We start from the raw sequence: 17,795 nt of genomic DNA, 5'->3' as shown, positions 1-17,795 counted from the left end.
CACCACCGGCCCGGCGCCCGGCCCGGCGCGGACTCAGACGTAGAGTCGCCCGTGGGGCTGGGCCGGGTGGGCCAGCGTCTCGGCGTAGGCGGCGGAGAGGCGGTCCACGGCGTCGGCGAGCACGTCCGGCGGCCGGGTGTAGGACAGGCGCAGATAACGCTCCAGCGTCCCGTCCGTACCGAACACCGGCCCCGCCGCCGGGTGGACGCCGTGGCGGACCGCGGCCGCGGACAGGGCGCTCGCCACCGGGTGCGGCAGCGCCGCCCACAGCACCAGGCCGCCGCCCGGCACGTTGGGCCGCCAGTCGGGCAGCCGGTCGCGCAGCGCCGTCAGCAGGGCGTCCCGGTTGCGGCGGAGCCAGCGGCTGCGCTCGGCGCGGATGCGCATCACGTCGGCGAGCAGGTGGGTGGTGGTGAGCTGGTCCAGGACCGACCCCGCCAGGTCGAAGCGCTGGCGGACCGCCATGAGCCGGGCCACCATCGGCGGTGTGGTGCGCACCCACCCCACCCGCAGTCCGCCCCACAGCAGTTTGCCCACCGAGCCGATCGAGATGACCCGGCCGTCGGTGTCGTGGGCGGCCACCGGGGTGGGCAGGTCGCCGGAGTCGATGGCCAGCTCGGCCACGGACTCGTCGATGACCAGGTGGGTGCCCGCCCGGCGCGCCTCGCGCACCAGGACCCGGCGTTCGTCGTCGTCCATGAGGGCGCCGGTGGGGTTCTGGAAGTCGGGGATGAGGTAGGCCAGCGCCGGTTTCCACTGGCGGAACGCGTCCACCAGGTACTCCATGTCCCAGCCCTGCGGGGTCACCCCGACGGTGCGCACCCGGGCGCCGGTGCGGCGGACCGCGTCCACGGCGTGTGGATAGGTGGGCGACTCCACCAGGACCTCGTCGCCGGTCTGCACGAGCAGGTCCAGGACCAGGGCCACCCCCTGCTGGGCGCCGTTGGTGACGAAGATCTGTTCGGGGGTGGTGGGCAGGCCGCGCTCGACGTAGCGGCGGGCGATGGCGTGGCGCAGTTCGGGCAGGCCGTAGGGGTGGTAGCCGAGCCCGCCGACGTGCGCGGCCAACTGTTCGGCGGCCCGGAACCCGGCGTCGCGCAACCCCTCCACGGCCGGAGGGCCGGCCACTCCCAGGTCGATCTGCTCGGCACCGGACAGGAACGGTGACGGGGAGGACTCCCCTGCGCCGGCGTCGGGCAGGACGGTCCAGCTGCCGGCCCCTTGGCGGCTGTCCAGGAACCGGTTGTCGCGCAGCCAGGCGTAGGCGGCGGTGACGGTGTTGCGGCTGACCCCCAGTGCGGTGGCCAGGTCGCGTTCGGCGGGCAGGCGGGTGTTGGTGGGGACCCGCCCGTCCAGCACCAGGCCGCTGACGGCGCGGCCGATGGCCAGGTAGTAGGGGCGTTCCACGGGGGCCTCGCCGATGAGGCGGGCCAGCAGGCGGCCGTTGATCCGCCGGGACCCGCCGCCCGCGGTGGAGCGCTCCGATGTGCGGACCCCGCCGCCCTGTCGCGCCATGACACCGCGCCCTTCCGCGCCCACTCAGGGCCACTTGTTGGAATTGGCACTGTGAACGTGGTGCCACATCGGCCAGGATACCGAAGTGGCACCTCCGCGGAACGGGGGTCATCGCGGGTGCCCGAAGACGCCCGGAGCCCGCGCCCGCATCTCATCCGATGATCCCCTCTTTTTCTCGAAAGGACGTCCCGTGAACGAACGGCGCGGCCCCCGCCCCTCCCTCCTGAGCCGGGTGATGATCACCCCCGTGCTCCCCCGGCCGCGACTGCGCCGCCTGGTCCGGCTGTACGTCGGCCTGACCCTGTACGGGCTCAGCGTCGCCCTGCTGATCGAGTCCGACCTGGGGGCGATGCCCTGGGCCGTGCTGGACCAGGGCCTGGCCCTGCGCAGCGGGCTGTCCGTCGGCACCTGGAGCGTCATCGTCGGGGCGCTCCTGATGCTGCTGTGGATCCCCCTACGGCAGAAGCCGGGCCTGGGCACGCTGAGCAACGTGATCGTGGTCGGCGTGACCGCGGACCTGTTCCTGTGGCTGCTGCCGGAGACCGGGGTGCCATGGATCCGCGTCGGCGAACTACTCGTCGGGATCCTGGCGTGCGCGATGGCCACCGGTTGCTACATCGGGGCCGGTCTGGGCCCGGGCCCGCGCGACGGGCTCATGACGGGGCTGGCGGCCCTGGGGGTCTCGGTGCGGCTGGCCCGCACCGGGATCGAGGCGCTCGTGGTCGTCACCGGGTTCCTGCTGGGCGGCACGGTGGGGGTGGGCACCCTGTTGTTCGCCGTGACGATCGGCCCGCTCGCCCAGATCTTCCTCCCCTTGTTCCGGATGTCCGAGAACCTCCCCGAAACACCGATCAGATCGGGCCATCGGTGACCTCGTCATCGTTTGTTGATCACCACGACATAACTTCTGGACCGACAAAAACCCCAATCGACCACATATCCGGCTGCACTCTCCAATGCACGTGCAATTGCGGGTGGCGCGTGCCCGGCACAAGGGGGAAGATGGGGAATCGCGGTGAACGGAAGGACCGTCTTGGAGCGGCTCCCGGGGACCGACCTTTTCGCCTGCCCTCACCTGGGAACATAATCGGGTACAGGGGCACGCGGCAGGTGGTCCGAGGGGAGAGGCCGTGATCCGAGCGGCGCCCCGGTCCGCGGCGGACGCCGCTCCGCCGGAACGGGCCGGGAGAAGCACCCCGACGGGGCGTGCACACGGGCGTGCGCGATGTGGTCCGCAATGGAGCGCCGCGATCCCGTCCGGAGGCGAGAGTGCCGCGCCGACCGCAAGGACTCAACGATGTGATGGGGGTGAGCCGCGTGCCCGGCTGGATTGAAGACTACGCAATGATCGGCGACATGCAGACCGCCGCTCTGGTCGGTCGCGACGGTTCCATCGACTGGGCCTGTCTGCCCGACTTCGACTCCTCGGCCTGCTTCGCGGCCCTGCTCGGCGACGAACAGAACGGCTGCTGGACCCTGCGCCCCGCCGACGGCGATCCCCGCGCCACCCGGCGCCGTTACCGGGGCGACACCCTCATCCTGGAATCGGAGTGGGACACCGACACCGGCTCGGTCCGGGTCATCGACTTCATGCCCCCGCGCGGCGGGGCCCCGCACATCGTCCGCCTCGTGGAGGGGCTCAGCGGCAGCGTCACCATGGAGACCGTGCTGCGCCTGCGCTTCGACTACGGCCACGTGGTGCCGTGGGTGCACCGGGCCGGCGCCGAGCTGGTGGCGGTCGCCGGCCCCGACGCCGTCTGGCTCAGCACCCCCGTCCACCTCCAAGGGCACAACTTCACCCACGACGCCACCTTCACCGTCACCGCGGGCCAACGGGTGTCCTTCGTCATGACCTGGCACCCCTCCCAGGTGGAGGAGTCCGACCACCTCGACGCCGAGAAGGCGCTGTCGCGCACCGAGCGGTTCTGGGAGAAGTGGGTGTCCCAGTGCACCTACGAGGGCCCCTACCGCGAGGCCGTCATCCGCTCCCTCATCGTGTTGAAGGCGCTCACCTACCGGCCCACCGGCGGGATCGTCGCCGCCCCCACCACCTCGCTGCCCGAGGAGATCGGCGGCGTCCGCAACTGGGACTACCGCTACTGCTGGCTGCGCGACGCCACCATCACCCTGGAGGCGCTTATCCGCTCCGGGTACAAGGACGAGGCGCTGGCCTGGCGCGAATGGCTGGTCCGGGCCGTGGCCGGCGAACCCCAGCTGATGCAGATCATGTACGGCATCCGGGGCGAACGACGGCTCACCGAGTGGGAGGCCGACTGGCTGCCCGGGTACGAGGCGTCCCGGCCGGTGCGCATCGGCAACGCCGCCGTGGGCCAGTACCAGCTGGACGTGTACGGCGAGGTCATGGACGTCCTGCACCTGGCCCGACGCTCGGGCATCCGGGGCGGCGACTACCTGTGGGGGTTGCAGCGTTCCCTGGTCAACTACCTCGAATGGTGCTGGGACGAACCCGACGAGGGCCTGTGGGAGGTGCGCGGACCCCGGCAGCACTTCGTGCACTCCAAGGTGATGGCCTGGGTGGCGGCCGACCGGGCGGTGCGCAGCATCGAGGAGTTCGGCAAGGAGGGCCCCATCGAACGGTGGCGGGCCCTGCGCGACACCATCCACTCCGAGGTGTGCGAGTACGGGTACGACCCGCAGCGCAACACGTTCACCCAGTACTACGGCAGCAAGGAACTGGACGCCGCACTGCTGCTCATCCCCGAGGTGGGGTTCCTGCCCTACGACGACCCACGGGTCATCGGGACCATCGAGGCGGTGCGCAAGGACCTGATGGTGGACGGGTTCGTGCTGCGCTACCGGACCGACCTGGAGAACTCCGCCGACCAGCTGCCCGGCGACGAGGGCGCGTTCCTGGCGTGCAGCTTCTGGATGGCCAACGCGCTGCTGTCCATCGGACGGCAGGAGGAGGCCAAGGAGCTGTTCGAGCGGCTGCTGGCCCTGCGCAACGACGTGGGACTGCTCGCCGAGGAGTGGGACCCGCGGATCGGCCGTCAGGTGGGCAACTTCCCGCAGGCGTTCAGCCACGTGCCGCTGGTGACGACGGCGCTCAACCTGGCCGACCGGCAGGGCGGGTGGCGCGCCGAGTAGCACGGGAGGAGCGCGGCCCCGGCCGCAGACGGTGCCCCGTGGCCGACCGGTGGAATCCACCACCGGGCCACGGGGCACCGTCGTGTCGGGGCGGAGGCGGGAACGACGGGTCGGGGCCGGGCCGTCCGGCGGGCATCCCCGCGGATCACGCGCACCGGGTGATGGACGGTCCCGTCCTCCGGTGGTGACGGCACCGGGCGTCCATGTCCCGGCCGCTCGCCCTCAGGAGGTGAGGGTGGGGTCGGCCCAGACCGGGTAGACGCCGTTCTGGTCGCTGTCCACCTCGATGCGCAGACGCAGGGCGTCGCGCACGTCGACCTCGATGTCCAGGGTCTCCCCCAGCCTCAGGGTCTCGGTCACTTCGGGCTCACCGTCGGTGTAGACGGTGAACGTGGTGGTCGCCGAGGCGCTGGAGTTGTCGTCGACACCGATGGTGGCCGTGAAGGTCGACCACTTGCGGCCCAGGTTGTAGTCGGCCCACCCGTCGCAGGACGAGCTGTGCTGCATGCAGAAACCAGGGACGATCGCCCGGGTGTAGGCCTGCCCGTCGACCTCCGCCCTACCGGTCTCCGGGCGCCAGTAGCCGTCGTCGTCGACGATCTCCAACTGGGTGAGCAGGGTGCTGTCGCCCGGCGCCGGGTCGCCGGCGGAGCCGTCCGTGTCGGCCGCGGACGCCGACTCCTCCTCCGTGGGAAGGCCCGCCGCCGGCGGGGCCTCCTCGGAGGCGGACGGTTCGCCGGGGGCGTCGGCGGCGACCTGCCGGGAGTCGCCCTCCAGGAAGGGCAGGCCCCGGTCCATGACCACGTAGGTCAGGGCGGCACCGCCGAACATGCCGAGCACGGTGACGACCGCGAGCCCGATGATCAGGGGCTTGCGCGACTTCTTCCCGGGGGCTTCCGGCGCGGGCGGAGCGCCGTGGGCCGGGAAGGCCCCGGTGGCCGTCCCGGCGGGCGGTCCCCAGGCGGGCCGGGAGTACGCGGGCGGGGGACCGTAGGCGGGACCGGGGTTCATCGGGCCCGAACGTGTCGGACCGGAGTGGGGCGGGGGCATCGGCGGGCGTGCCGTGCCGCCCGGCGGGGTGGGGCCGCCGGGTCTCCCCGTCGGCGGCCCGGCGGGAGCGCGCGGCGCGGGCGAGGGACCGGGGGCGGGACGCTGCTGGACGGGGCGTCCGCGCATCCCGCCGACCGGGCGGTGCGGCATCTCCTCGATCCGGGACTCCTCCGCCACGGGGGGCGGGACGACGGTCGCCTCGGAATCGGAGGCCGCCGGGCCGCCGCCGGGGGCGGGCGTCGGGTTCGACGACGGGACGACGGTCGCGTCCGTGCCGGAGGGCGGGGTCCGAGGGCCGGTGGGGGCGGGCGGGGCGCCGGGGACGGGCGGGCTCGCGGGAGGAGGACCGGCGAACGGCGCGCCCTGGGGCGGCGCCGAGCCCTTCGGAGCGCCGCCCGGCAGCGCGGAGGGGTCGATCTTCGCGGTCGCCAGGGTGTCCTCGTCGGGGGCGGCGAACGTCGCGGTCGCCAGGGTGTCCTCGTCGGACCCGCCCGGCTCGTCCGGGACGTCCGCCCCGTCCGCGACGGCGCTGAACAGCGACGCCGCGAACACGGCGGAGGCACCGGGGTCACCGTCGACCACCGGGCCGCCGGGTTCGTGCCCCGGGCCGGTCCACGGCACCGAGGTGGCCAGGGTCCGCAGCGCCCGGACCCAGTCCGAGGCCCCCGGGCGCTCGCCGGGTTCGGCCGAGAACATCGACACGATCAGGGCGCGCGTGCGCTCCCCGGCGTCGGCGACCAGCGGCAGGGCCGCGAAGCGTTCGCGCAACTGCTCGGGGGCGGGCGGCGGGTCCTCACCGGTCAGGGCGTAGAACGCCACGGCGCCGAAGGCGTAGCGGTCGGTGGCCGGGGAGTACTCGCCGCCGAAGATCTCCGGAGCCGCGTACCCCGGGGTGAACCACGGGCGGGCCGTCATGTGCCGGGCCGCGATGCGGCTGAGCCCGAAGTCCACCAGGGTGGCCTGACCGTCCGCGTCGATCATGACGTTGCCCGGGGAGAGGTCACCGTGCACCACCGGGCGCCGGGAGGGGGTGGCCCGACCCGAGTGCAGCATGTCCAGCACCTGCGCGACCTGCTCCAGGTGGCGCAGCGCCTCGCGCTGTCCGTGCGGGCCCTCCTCGGCGTGCTCGGCCCGCCAGTCGCGCAGGTCCAGGCCGTCGATGTGGTTCATCACCAGGTACAGGCAGCGTTCGGTGTACTCCCCGGACCGCCCCTCGGGGTGTTCGGGGGCACCCTCGAAGTGTTCGCGGACCCCCACCACGCCCAGCCGGTTGATGAAGCGCAGCAGCTCCGCCTGCTCGGCCCAGCGCGAGCTCAACTCGGCGAACTGGGCCGGATCGGTGGTGACGTCGGCGTCCAGGGCCTTGACCACGACCGGTTCGGTCTGCCCGGCCAGGGTCACCTCGGCCAGGTAGAGGGTGGCCTCGCCGCCGCGTCCCACGGAACGGACCAGACGGTACTTGTCCGGTTGGGAGTCCGGACCGACGTAGAGACTCAGGCTCACGGCTGTGGCACTCGATTTCACGGTGGGGGCTCGGGCATGGCCCACAGGGTCGGGGGTTCGGGCTGTGGGCACAGGGGACCACATTAACGCGGACGACTGTACCCTTACGCCCTGTACGGCCCCAATGGCCGGGAACGGCCGTGGGGTCGTGGGGCCGTGGGCGAGGCACGGGCGACGGTGGGGGGACGGGGATGGCCGACGAACGGGTGCTGGGCGGGCGTTACCGCCTGCTCTCCCGCCTGGGTCGCGGCGGCATGGGCGAGGTGTGGCGAGCGGTCGACGAGCTGCTGGACCGCCCCGTCGCGGTCAAGCTGGTGCGCGCCGAACGGGGCGACTCCGATGAGGCCGTGACGCGGTTCCGTCGCGAGGCCCGGGTGACCGCCCGGTTGGCCGGCCACCCCAACATCGTCATCCTGCACGACTTCGGCCAGGAGGCCGACGGTTCGGTGTACGCGGTGATGGAGCTGGTCGCCGGCCGCCCGCTCTCGGACGTGCTGCGCGACGCCGACCCGATGCCGGTCGCCCGCGCCACCGACCTGATGTCCCAGACCGCCGCCGGGCTGGGTGCGGCGCACACGGCGGGGATCGTGCACCGCGACGTCAAGCCCGCGAACCTGATGGTGCTCGCGGAGGGCTCCGAACCCCACGGGGGCACCCTGAAGGTCCTCGACTTCGGGATCGCGGCGTTCACCGCGGCGGCCCAGAGCCGTCGGCTCACCCAGACCGGCCGGGTGCTGGGCACGCCCCTGTACATGGCGCCCGAGCAGGTGCGCGGAGAGCGGGTGGGCCAGGCCGGCGACCTGTACTCCGTGGGCGCGATCCTCTACCAGATGCTCACCGGCGAACCCCCGTTCCCCGGCGACGACCCGCTGGCGATCCTGCGCGGACACCTGCGGGAGAAACCCCGACCGGTGGCGTCGCTGCGACCGGGACTACCGGAGCCGCTGGCCGAACTGGTCGACTCGCTGCTCGCCAAACGGGCGCAGGAGCGGCCCGCCTCGGCCGAGGAGGTCCGCGAACGCCTGGCCCCGTTCACGGTGGCGCGGCCCTCCCGCCCGGTGTCGGCGTCGGACACCGGGGCCTCCCTGCCGGTCCCCCGCACCCGCCCGTACACGAAGGTCGCCACGACGGGCACGCCCGGCACCGAGGGCGAGGACCGGTTCCGGCTGCGGTCCATGGTGGAGGCGTCCCAGGAACTGGCGGGCGAGGGACGCTACGCCGAGGCGGCGGAGCGGTTGCGTCCGCTGCTGCCCCGGCTGCGCGCCGCGTTCGGCCCCGACGACCCCGAGACGCTGCGGGCCCGCCGCCGGGAGGCGTACCTGACCGGGAAGAGCGGCGCCCACGCGCGGGCGGCGGAGTCGATGGAGGCACTGCTGCCGGACATGCTGCGGGTACACGGCCCCCGCCACCCGGAGACCCTGACGGTGCGCTACTACCTGGCGACCAACGCGGGCCGGGCGGGTGAGCACGCCAGGGCGGCCCGGGTGCACGCCGAACTGCTGCCCGATCTGGCGGCCGTGTACGGACCGGACACCGAACGGGTGCTCACCACCCACCTGTACCTGGCCTTCGAGACCGGGGAGGCGGGGGATCCGGGCAAGGCGGTCGGGATCCTCGACGAGCTGATCCCGGACCTGGAGCGGGCGCTGGGCGAGGACCACCCGACGACGCTGCGGGCCCGCCACTACCAGGCCGCCTACCTGGGACACGCGGGCGATGCGTCCGAGGCGGCCCGCCGCTACCGGGACCTGGTCGCCCGGCACGTGCGGTTGCACGGCGAGGAGGCGCCGGAGACCGTCCGCGCCGCCGCCCACCTGCGCCGCTGGCACGGCCTGGCGAAAAGGGACCGCCCCAAGGCGTGAACCGGCCGCGACGGTCGCCCGGCGATCACGCCGTTCCGCCCCCGCGCGAGGCTCCGCTTCCCTATCGTCGTCTCCCATGGAACGTGACACGACCGCCCCCGCCCCGGCATCGGTCCTCGTGCCGCTCCTCGGGGGCGACGTCATCGTGACCCCCGAGGCGGAGGGCACCGCCCGGAACATCACCATCGACCGGGAGGCCGACGCCGGATACCTGCTCCTCGACGAGGCACCGGTGGAGAGGACCACGGACCACGGCGGTTTCCTCGTGGACCGCGCCTTCGACGGACGCCCGGTCGGCGTCGAAGTGCTCACGCTCCGACGACCCCTCGACGTCGAAGCCGTGTCGAGGGCGCTCCGCGAAGACGGCCCGGAGGTCGACGCGGAGCCGCGCGCTGGGATGACGGGTGTCCGTTCGAGGGCCGATCGACCGGAACGGCCGTGGATGTCGCCGCCGGACGCTAATGTTCTGGCCATGCCCAAGGACCTCAACGAAATCATGGAAGCCGGGTGGGCGAAGGCCCTGGAGCCGGTCGCCCCGCAGATCGCCGCGATGGGCGACTTCCTCCGACAGGAGGTCGCCGACGGGCGCACCTACCTGCCCGCCGGCGAACATGTCCTGCGCGCGTTCCAGCAGCCGTTCGACGACGTGCGCGTGCTCATCGTGGGCCAGGACCCCTACCCCACCCCCGGCAACCCGGTGGGGTTGAGCTTCTCCGTCGCCCCCGGTGTGCGACCGCCCGCGAGTCTGAAGAACATCTACAAGGAGATGCAGGACGACCTCGGCCTGCCGATCCCCGACACCGGTGACCTCACCCCGTGGACGGAACAGGGCGTGCTGCTGCTCAACAGGGTGCTGACGGTGGAGCCCGGCAAGTCCGGTTCCCACCAGGGCAAGGGCTGGGAGGCCGTCACCGAGCAGGCCATCCGGGCCCTGGCCGAGCGGGACAAGCCGATGGTGGCGATCCTGTGGGGGCGCCAGGCCCGCAACCTGCGTCCGATGATGCCGGGCGTCCCGTGCGTGGAGTCGGCGCACCCGAGTCCCCTGTCCGCGCGCAGCGGGTTCTTCGGCTCCAAGCCGTTCAGCAAGACCGACGCGCTGTTGAAGGAGCAGGGCGCGGATCCGGTGGACTGGAGCCTCGTCTAGCCCCCGGACCTCCTCCACCCCTGTCGACCTGCGGACTCGGCACCGACCCCGGTGCCGGGTCCTCCCTGTGTCCCGCCCCCCGACCCCGGAAAGGTCCCTCGAACGTGGCGAAGCAGCCCTCCTACGCGGACGCCCTGAAGATCCTGGGGAAGAACGACTCGGAAGTCTTGGACATGGCCGAGAAACTGGCCGACGGGGGGTTGGGGGCGCTCGGGGTCCCGGACCTGTTCGGGATCCGGAGCATGGTGGTGGGCAAGGGGCGCAGGGCCCTGGAGGGGATGCGGGGCAAGCTCAAGGGCGAGAGCCGGCTGTCCCGGACGGAGAAGATCCTCGCGGCGGAGCGGCTCCTGATCGTCGTCTCCTTCTTCGAGGCCGCCGGGGAGGCGTGGGAACAGGTCGGGATGCCCTTCCCGATGAAGGATCTGGAGATCACCGGTGAGGAGCGGATCGCCCTGGTGGAGGGGATCATGCGACCGACGGGCAGGGTCGTCCCCTACCTGACCGACCGATGGAGCGAGGAGAACCCCGAGGGGCTGTCCCCACCCGATTTCCATGCCATGGAGACGGAGGAGCTCTTCGACGACCTCGTCGGCTCCTTCGTGACCATGGTCGCGGGTCTGGCGGTGACCGAGGCGCACGGCATCACCGACGTCCGCGATCCGCTCCTGGACGCCCTCGGAAGCCGACTGGAACACGTGGTCGTGCTCCGCCATCAGGAGCATCGACGCGCACTCGCCGCCGACATCCCCGAGTTCGCGATGTGGACGCGCGAACAGGAGGACACCCGCACCCGGCACCGGTGGGACACCGGCCTGGCGGAGGTGGGCCGCCGGCTGGACGCGATCGCCTCCGACCGTCCGGTGGCCCGACGGCGGACCGAGCTCTCCGCTCTTCACCGGAGCGTGCTGCGTCGGCCCGTCCTCCCCTCGGACGACACGGTCCGCGATCTGGTCCTGCCCTCGCTGGAGGAGGCGTACATCCCCCCGCGCGGGCGGATCACCCTGATCAGGAGCCATGCCGTCCCCTCCTCCGAGTCATGGTGGCAGGAGACCACGGGCATCACGCAGGACCTGGAGGGGTTCATCGCGGCCCACCTCGTGCACCCGCAGGCCACCGCCTTCCCGACCGTCGTCCTCGGGCACCCCGGCGCCGGGAAGTCGAAGTTCACGGAGGTGCTCGCCGCGCGGCTGCCCGCCGCCGACTTCCTGCCCATCCGGGTGGAGCTGCGCTCCGTCCCGCCCAACGCGCCGATCCACGCCCAGATCGAGCAGGGGCTGACGCACACCCTCAACGCCCCGGTGTCCTGGCGGGAACTGGCGGACTGCGCGGACGGCGCGTTGCCGGTGATCATCCTGGACGGGTTCGACGAACTCCTCCAGGCCACCGGGGTCGACCGCTCCGACTACCTGGAGCGGGTGCACGAGTTCCAGCAGCAGCAGGAGGCGATGGAGAGGCCGGTGGTCGTCATCGTCACCAGCCGCACCGTGGTCGCCGACCGGGCCCGGTTCCCCCACCGGACCACCGTCATCAAGCTGGAGCCCTTCGACGAGGCGCGGATCGACCGGTTCCTCCGGGTGTGGAACACGGCGAACGGCCGGGGCGGCACGGGGGCGGAGACGCTCACCACGGAAGCGGTGCTGCGCTACCGCGATCTCGCCGAACAGCCGCTCCTGTTGGCCATGCTGCTCGTCTACGACGCCCGGGACCACGCGCTCCGCCGCACCGGTGACCGGCTCACCCACGGGGAGCTGTACGAACGGCTGCTCACCATGTTCGCCGCACGCGAGGTGAGGAAGCACCGCTCCTCGCTCGACCAGCACGATTTCGACCGGGCCGTCGAGGACGAACTGCGCCGGTTGGAGGTGACGGCGCTGGCCATGTTCACCCGGCGGCGGCAGTACGTCACCGCCGAGGAGCTGGACCGCGACCTCGACGTGCTGATGCCGGGCGCGGTCCCGCGCCCGAGCGACACCGCCCCGCACGGCCGGATCGCCCCGTCGCACCAGGTGCTGGGCCGGTTCTTCTTCGTGCACGAAGCGCGGGCCAGGGTCGCGGAGGGGACAGCGCGGACCTACGAGTTCCTGCACGCGACCTTCGGCGAGTACCTGGTGGCGCGGGCCGTGGTCGCGGCGCTGGACCGGTTGCGCGCCTTCCGGTCGCTGGCCCTGCGACAGCACGGGTGGGCGCGGTCCGCCAACGACGGCGAGCTGTACGCGCTGCTGTCGTTCGCGTGCCTGCCCGGCCGGGAGAAGGTCGTGGACTTCCTGACCGAGGGGCTGGAGAAGCGGTTCCGTGAGGACACGGGGCTGCGCACGGAGTACTCGAAACTGCTCCTCGACCTGTTCCAGGCGTCCGCGTTCCCGGCGGCCGACCGCTCCCACGGAGCGTACGAACCCGCGCGATCGCCCATCACGACCCGGCAGGGCAACTACACGGCGAACCTCGTCGTCCTGCTGGTGCTGGTCCGCGAGGACGCGGTGGACCTGCACGAACTGTTCCCCGACGTGGACAGACCGCTGCCGGAGTGGCGCGACATGGCGGGACTGTGGCGGTCCCTGCACAGCTCGGAGTGGTTCGCCTTCCTCAACACGGTGCGGGTGCGGTACCTGGACGCCTGGGATCCGGACCGGCGCCGCACGGTGATATCCCGGGATCGGGGGGAACCGGTGAACGTGGGCGAGTGCGTCGGGTTCGAGCTGTACACGGACCTGGACGTGCGCCCCGACGTGCTCGATCCCTACGAGGTCACCTCGCCGTTCCGGTCGACCGCGTCGCGGATGCTGCGCTCCACCGCCATGCGCGTCAACGGCACCAACGCCCGGACGGTCCTGGGGCTCCTGCCCTACCTGCATCGGATCTCGGAGGAGCTGGGGTCCTGGTTCACGGACGACGACGGGCGAAAGGCGTGGCTGGAGGTGCACGAGGTGCTGCGGTTGCGCCTGGAGACACCGGGACACGACCCGGACGCCCGGCTGGTCGGCTACCGCAGGTTGCTCTCCACGCGAAGGCTGGGAAGGCTGGAACTGGTGGCGCTGCGCCAGGCCGCCGAAGACGCGCGGTGGCCCTCCGACACGGGTGGCATGGAGCCGCTGCGTCGCACGGTGCGGGACTATCTGAGCGCCGTCCGCTCCGTGTCCCCCCGGCCGACGTTGTCACGGGAGGCGATCCGGCCGATCCTGGAGTCGTTCCCGACGGGTTTCCTCCCGAACGGCATGGTGGATCGGATCCTGGATCTGGCGGACGCGGCCCATCGGACGGGGGACGGGGAGAAGGGTCGCCGCCGTGTCCCCATCGTCATCAGCCCTCCCGGCAGCGGGGAGCACTGACCCCCCGAACCACGGACCCCACCGTCCGATCCCACCTGAGGGTCCGAGATCCTTCGTGGAGGACCTCGGCACCCCGCCCCCGACGAAAGGCCCCCCGAACGTGGCGAAGAAGCTCTCCTACGCGGACGCCCTGAAGATCCTCGGCAAGAAGGACTCCGAGGCCTGGGACCTCGCCGAACGGCTGGCGGACGGCGGGCTCGGACTGGTGGGCGTCCCGGACCTGTTCGGGTTGCGGAGCCTGCTGGTGAGCAAGGGCCGGGAGGCGGTGGAGGGCATCCGCGATCGGCTCAACGGTGAGGGCCGGCTGACGCGGACCGAGCGCATCCTGGCCGCCGAGCGGATCCTGGCCGCGGTCGCCTTCCTGGAGGCGCTGGACGAGGTGTGGGAGGCGGCGGACGCCCCGCTGACCCTGGACGAGCTGGGGTTCTCCGCCGAGGACCGGGCCGTCCTGTTCGAGCCGCTGGTGTCGCCCGGCCAGCCCGAGCGGGTCGCCCTGCCCTACCGCTGGAACATCGAGGCCTCCCACCAGGCCCTCGACTCCGCGGACCCGGCCGCCGGAACGAACGCGCCCGAGACCCCCTGGACGCACGCGCGTTTCGACCGGGCGGAGGAACTGACCCGGCAGGAGTACTTCCACGGCCTGGTCGAGGCGTTCCAGCACGCCGTGCCCCGGGTGACGACGGCGCGCGAGCACGGGATCGAGGGCCCCGATCACCCGCTGCTGACGACGGTGGGCACCGAGCTGGCCGTCAGGGCGACGGAGCGGTACGCCGAGCACCACCGCAGGCTCGCCGTCGAGGTGCCCGAGTTCGGGCTGTGGGCGCACGAGGGCGAGCACGCGCGGACGAGGGCGGCCGTCGACGAGGGGTTGGGGGAACTGCGCCGGCTGTTGGCGACGGTGGGTTCGGAGCGTACGGTGGACCGGCGCCGGGAGGAGCTGTTCGCCGCCCATCGGGCCGTGCTGGACCGCCCCGTGCTGCGCGCGTCCGACGTCCCGACCGGCCTGGTGCTGCCGTCGCTGGCACAGGCCTACGTCCCCCCGCGCGGACGCATCGCGGTCGTCACCGCGAACGCCGTCCCCTCCTCCAAGGAGTGGTGGGGGATGCACACGCCCGTCGACGAGCTCGCCGCGTTCATCGCCGCCCACCTGACCCACCCCGACGCGACCGACCACCCCACCGTCCTGCTGGGACACCCCGGCGCGGGCAAGTCCAAGTTCACGGAGGTGCTCGCGGCCCGGCTGCCCGCCGCCGACTTCCTGCCGGTACGGGTGGAGCTGCGGTCGGTGAGCCCCAACTCCCCCATCCACGTGCAGATCGAGGAGGGCCTGGCCGCCGCCCTGCACACGCGGGTGTCCTGGCGGGAACTGGCGGACTCGGCCGACGGGGCGCTGCCCGTGATCATCCTGGACGGGTTCGACGAACTCCTCCAGGCCACCGGGGTCGACCGCTCCGACTACCTGGAGCGGGTCCAGGAGTTCCAGCAGCAGCAGGAGGCCATGGGGCTGCCGGTGGTCGTCATCGTCACCAGCCGCACCGTGGTCGCCGACCGGGCCCGGTTCCCACAGGGGACGACCGTCATCAAGCTCGACCCCTTCGACGAGGGACGGATCTCCCGCCTGGTGGCGGTGTGGAACCGGGCGAACGCCCGAACCGAGGGGGCGCTGACCACCGAGGCCGTGCTCCGCTACCGCGACCTGGCCGAACAGCCGCTGCTGCTGATGATGCTGCTCATCTACGACGCCGCGGACGGCGCGCTGCGCCGTGCCGACCAGCGGCTCACCCATGGGGAGCTGTACGAAAGGCTGCTCACCATGTTCGCCCGGCGGGAGGTGGACAAGCACCGTTCGGGCCTGGGCCGGGAGGATCTCGCGGAGGCCGTGGAGGACGAGCTGCGCCGGCTGGAGGTGGCGGCGCTGGCGATGTTCACCCGACGCAAGCAGAACGTGAGCGCCGAGGAGTTGGAGCGCGACCTCGGCGTGCTGATGCCCGACGCGGCCCTGGACCCGGCCGACACCGACCTGCACGGCCGGATCGCCCCGGCCCACCAGGTGCTGGGCCGGTTCTTCTTCGTCCACGAGGCGCGAGCGCGGACGGGGACCGGGACGGCGAGCGTCTTCGAGTTCCTGCACGCGACGTTCGGGGAGTACCTGGTGGCGCGGACGGTGGTGGCCGCCCTGGAGGAGCTGGACGCCTCCCGGTCCCGGGTCTCACGGCGGCGCGGGCGGGCCCAGCGCATCGACGACGGTGAGCTGTACGCGCTGTTGTCGTTCGCGTGCCTGCCCGGCCGGGAGAAGGTCGTGGACTTCCTGGAGGAGGCCCTGGAGCGGCGCTTCGCCGAGGACCCGGGGCTGCGCGAGGACTACGCGGACCTGCTCGTCGAGCTCTTCCGGGAGGCTCCGTTCCCGGCGACCAACCGGTCCTACGGGGAGTTCGAGCCCGCGCGCCTGCCGGTCACGCTCCGGCAGGGCAACTACACGGCCAACCTCATCGTGCTGCTGATCCTGGTGCGCGAGGACGAGGTGGATCTGGGAGAGCTGTTCCCGCCCCCGGCCGAGCCGCTCCAGGAATGGCGCAACCTGGTGGGGGTGTGGCGTTCGCTGGACAGCCCGGAGTGGTTCAGCGTGCTGAACACGGTGCGGCTGAGACACCTGGAGTCGTGGACGCGGAAGGACAGCCACAGCAGGCTCTCCCGGGAGACCGGCGATCCGGTCGACGTCGGTGAGTGCATCGGGTTCGAGCTGCACACGGACGTCGAGGTGCGCCCCGACGTGGTGGACCCCTACGGGGTGACGGTCCCGTTCGACCGGGCGATCTCCCGCATGCTGCGCTCCATCTCCATGCGCGTCAACGGCAGCGGCGCCCGGGTGATCCTGGGCCTGATCCCCTACCTGAGGCAGGTCTCCGGCGATCTGGGCGCCTGGTTCCTGGACCCGGAGGGCGAGAGCGCCTGGTTGGAACCGCACGAGGTGATGCGGTTGCGCATGGAACCGCCGCACCGCGATCCCGAGGGGCGCATGAACTCCTATCGCAGGCTGCTCACGTCGACCCAGCTGGGCCGTCTGGAGCTGCTGGTGCTGCGGCAGGCGGCGGAGGACCTGCGCTGGCCGAGGGGCGAAGCGGACACGGTCGTCTCCCCGTTGCGGCGCATGATCTGGGAGTACCTCTCCGGGATCCGGTCCGTCGTCTCGGGCAACAGCCTGTCGAAGGAGAACGTCGCCCCCGTGCTGGACATGTTCCCCCCGGGTTTCCTCCCGGACGAGATGGTGGACCGGATCATCGCCGTCGTCGACCAGGAGAACCCCCTGCGCGGGAGGCGCGAGCGCGTACACGCCCACCTGCGCTAGTGGGCGGCGCGGGGCCGGGTCCCCTCCCCGGGGACCGGCTCCGCCGCCCTCAGTGGGACGCGCTCGCGCCGACCCGTGCCACCAGGGCGGGCAGCGTCGCGCCGATGGGGTCGTGCACGACCGCCGACGCGAAGTCGTCGTAGGGCGTGGGCTCGCCGTTGACGATGACCAGCGCCGCGCCCGCCATCATCGCCATGTCGCACAGCCCCGCCACCGGGTGCACCGTCAGCGACGTGCCGACCGCCAGGAACACGTCGCAGTCGCGGGTGGCGTGCGTGGCCGCCAGGATGACGTCGGGGTCCAGGTTCTGGCCGAACGAGATCGTGTCCGACTTCTGGATCCCGCCGCACTCCACGCACCGGGGGTCGGACTCCTCGTCCAGGCGGGCGAGCACCTCGGGGGTCGGGGTGCGCAGCCCGCACGCCGTGCACCGCACCCACAGCATCGTCCCGTGCACCTCGATCATCCTCTCGGCGGGGACCCCGCCGAGCTGGTGCAGGCCGTCGATGTTCTGGGTGATGAGCGCGCGCAACCGACCGGTGCGGTCGAGTGCGGCCAGGGCCCGGTGGGCGGCGTTGGGCCCGGCCTCCCACACCTGGTGGGCGCGGCGCTGTGACCACACCTGCCGGCGGACGTTCACGTCGCCCATGTAGATGCCGATGTCGGACTGCGCCTGGGCGTCGGGGTCGGTGGTCCACACCCCGTTGGGGCCGCGGAAGTCGGGGATCCCGGAGTCGGTGGACACGCCCGCACCGGTCAGGACGGTGATGCGCCCGGCCGACTCCAGGAGTTCGGCTGCCCGCTCGAACGCCTCGGGATCGGAGAAGGGCGTGGAGTCTGTGGTCATCGCGGCCATACCCCATTCTTGCAGCGACGTGGGACCGGCTTTCCCTCGGCTTGGTCGTGGGCGCCCCCGCGCGCCCCTGCACACACCTTAACCT

9 protein-coding genes are annotated in these 17,795 nt (G+C 72.4%); 6 read left to right on the top strand and 3 right to left on the bottom strand.

Features of this window, described 5'->3' with window-relative positions; genetic code table 11:
- Window positions 1-33 precede the first annotated feature (33 nt).
- Window positions 34-1,515 (bottom strand): MocR-like transcription factor YczR, encoded by a 1,482-nt coding sequence (gene yczR / locus RM479_RS16205; RefSeq protein ID WP_311512554.1) that lies wholly within the window; start codon window positions 1,513-1,515, stop codon window positions 34-36.
- A gap of 235 nt (window positions 1,516-1,750) precedes the next feature.
- Between yczR and yczE the strand changes: the two genes are divergently transcribed.
- Together yczE and RM479_RS16195 are read left to right on the top strand one after the other, a co-directional pair.
- Window positions 1,751-2,386, top strand: a complete 636-nt coding sequence (gene yczE, locus RM479_RS16200; RefSeq protein ID WP_311512679.1) for a membrane protein YczE — start codon at window positions 1,751-1,753, stop codon at window positions 2,384-2,386.
- Between the two features lie 431 nt (window positions 2,387-2,817).
- Entirely contained in the window at window positions 2,818-4,623 is a 1,806-nt protein-coding gene (locus tag RM479_RS16195; RefSeq protein ID WP_311512553.1) for a glycoside hydrolase family 15 protein, read from the top strand.
- A 222-nt stretch (window positions 4,624-4,845) separates the two neighbouring features.
- On the opposite strand, the gene RM479_RS16190 is transcribed toward RM479_RS16195, so the two are convergent.
- Complete coding sequence (locus RM479_RS16190; protein WP_311512552.1) at window positions 4,846-7,176, bottom strand: protein kinase domain-containing protein; 2,331 nt, start codon at window positions 7,174-7,176, stop codon at window positions 4,846-4,848.
- A 191-nt stretch (window positions 7,177-7,367) separates the two neighbouring features.
- Here RM479_RS16190 and RM479_RS16185 point away from each other — a divergent pair, with 191 nt between their 5' ends.
- The 4 genes from RM479_RS16185 (at window position 7,368) to RM479_RS16165 (ending at window position 16,854) form a co-directional block, all read left to right on the top strand.
- Window positions 7,368-9,038 (top strand): serine/threonine-protein kinase, encoded by a 1,671-nt coding sequence (locus RM479_RS16185; RefSeq protein WP_311512551.1) that lies wholly within the window; start codon window positions 7,368-7,370, stop codon window positions 9,036-9,038.
- A 472-nt stretch (window positions 9,039-9,510) separates the two neighbouring features.
- Window positions 9,511-10,182, top strand: coding sequence for a uracil-DNA glycosylase (locus RM479_RS16175; RefSeq protein ID WP_274808136.1), 672 nt, complete (start codon window positions 9,511-9,513; stop codon window positions 10,180-10,182).
- 104 nt (window positions 10,183-10,286) lie between these two features.
- Window positions 10,287-13,508: an NACHT domain-containing protein gene (locus RM479_RS16170; protein WP_311512550.1), complete on the top strand. Its 3,222-nt coding sequence runs from the start codon at window positions 10,287-10,289 to the stop codon at window positions 13,506-13,508.
- A 100-nt stretch (window positions 13,509-13,608) separates the two neighbouring features.
- On the top strand, window positions 13,609-16,854 hold the full coding sequence (locus RM479_RS16165; protein WP_311512549.1) for an NACHT domain-containing protein: 3,246 nt from the start codon (window positions 13,609-13,611) through the stop codon (window positions 16,852-16,854).
- A 49-nt stretch (window positions 16,855-16,903) separates the two neighbouring features.
- Here the strand turns inward: RM479_RS16165 and RM479_RS16160 are convergent, their stop codons facing one another.
- Window positions 16,904-17,710 carry an SIR2 family NAD-dependent protein deacylase gene (locus RM479_RS16160; RefSeq protein ID WP_311512548.1) on the bottom strand — a complete coding sequence of 269 codons (807 nt, stop codon included), beginning with the start codon at window positions 17,708-17,710 and terminating at the stop codon, window positions 16,904-16,906.
- Window positions 17,711-17,795: the final 85 nt, after the last annotated feature.

The organism is Nocardiopsis lambiniae (assembly GCF_031845465.1).
Taxonomy (GTDB): domain Bacteria; phylum Actinomycetota; class Actinomycetes; order Streptosporangiales; family Streptosporangiaceae; genus Nocardiopsis; species Nocardiopsis lambiniae.
The sequence above is the reverse complement of the archived record's forward strand: the minus strand, read 5'-3'. Positions and strand labels throughout refer to the sequence as shown.

Excerpts from the sequence above, each read along its gene's own strand:
- RM479_RS16195 (WP_311512553.1), top strand. The coding sequence starts at position 2,818 with ATGGGGGTGAGCCGCGTGCCCGGCTGGATTGAAGACTACGCAATGATC.
- yczE (WP_311512679.1), top strand. The coding sequence starts at position 1,751 with ATGATCACCCCCGTGCTCCCCCGGCCGCGACTGCGCCGCCTGGTCCGG.
- yczR (WP_311512554.1), bottom strand. The coding sequence starts at position 1,515 with ATGGCGCGACAGGGCGGCGGGGTCCGCACATCGGAGCGCTCCACCGCG.
- RM479_RS16160 (WP_311512548.1), bottom strand. The coding sequence starts at position 17,710 with ATGGCCGCGATGACCACAGACTCCACGCCCTTCTCCGATCCCGAGGCG.
- RM479_RS16175 (WP_274808136.1), top strand. The coding sequence starts at position 9,511 with ATGCCCAAGGACCTCAACGAAATCATGGAAGCCGGGTGGGCGAAGGCC.
- RM479_RS16185 (WP_311512551.1), top strand. The coding sequence starts at position 7,368 with ATGGCCGACGAACGGGTGCTGGGCGGGCGTTACCGCCTGCTCTCCCGC.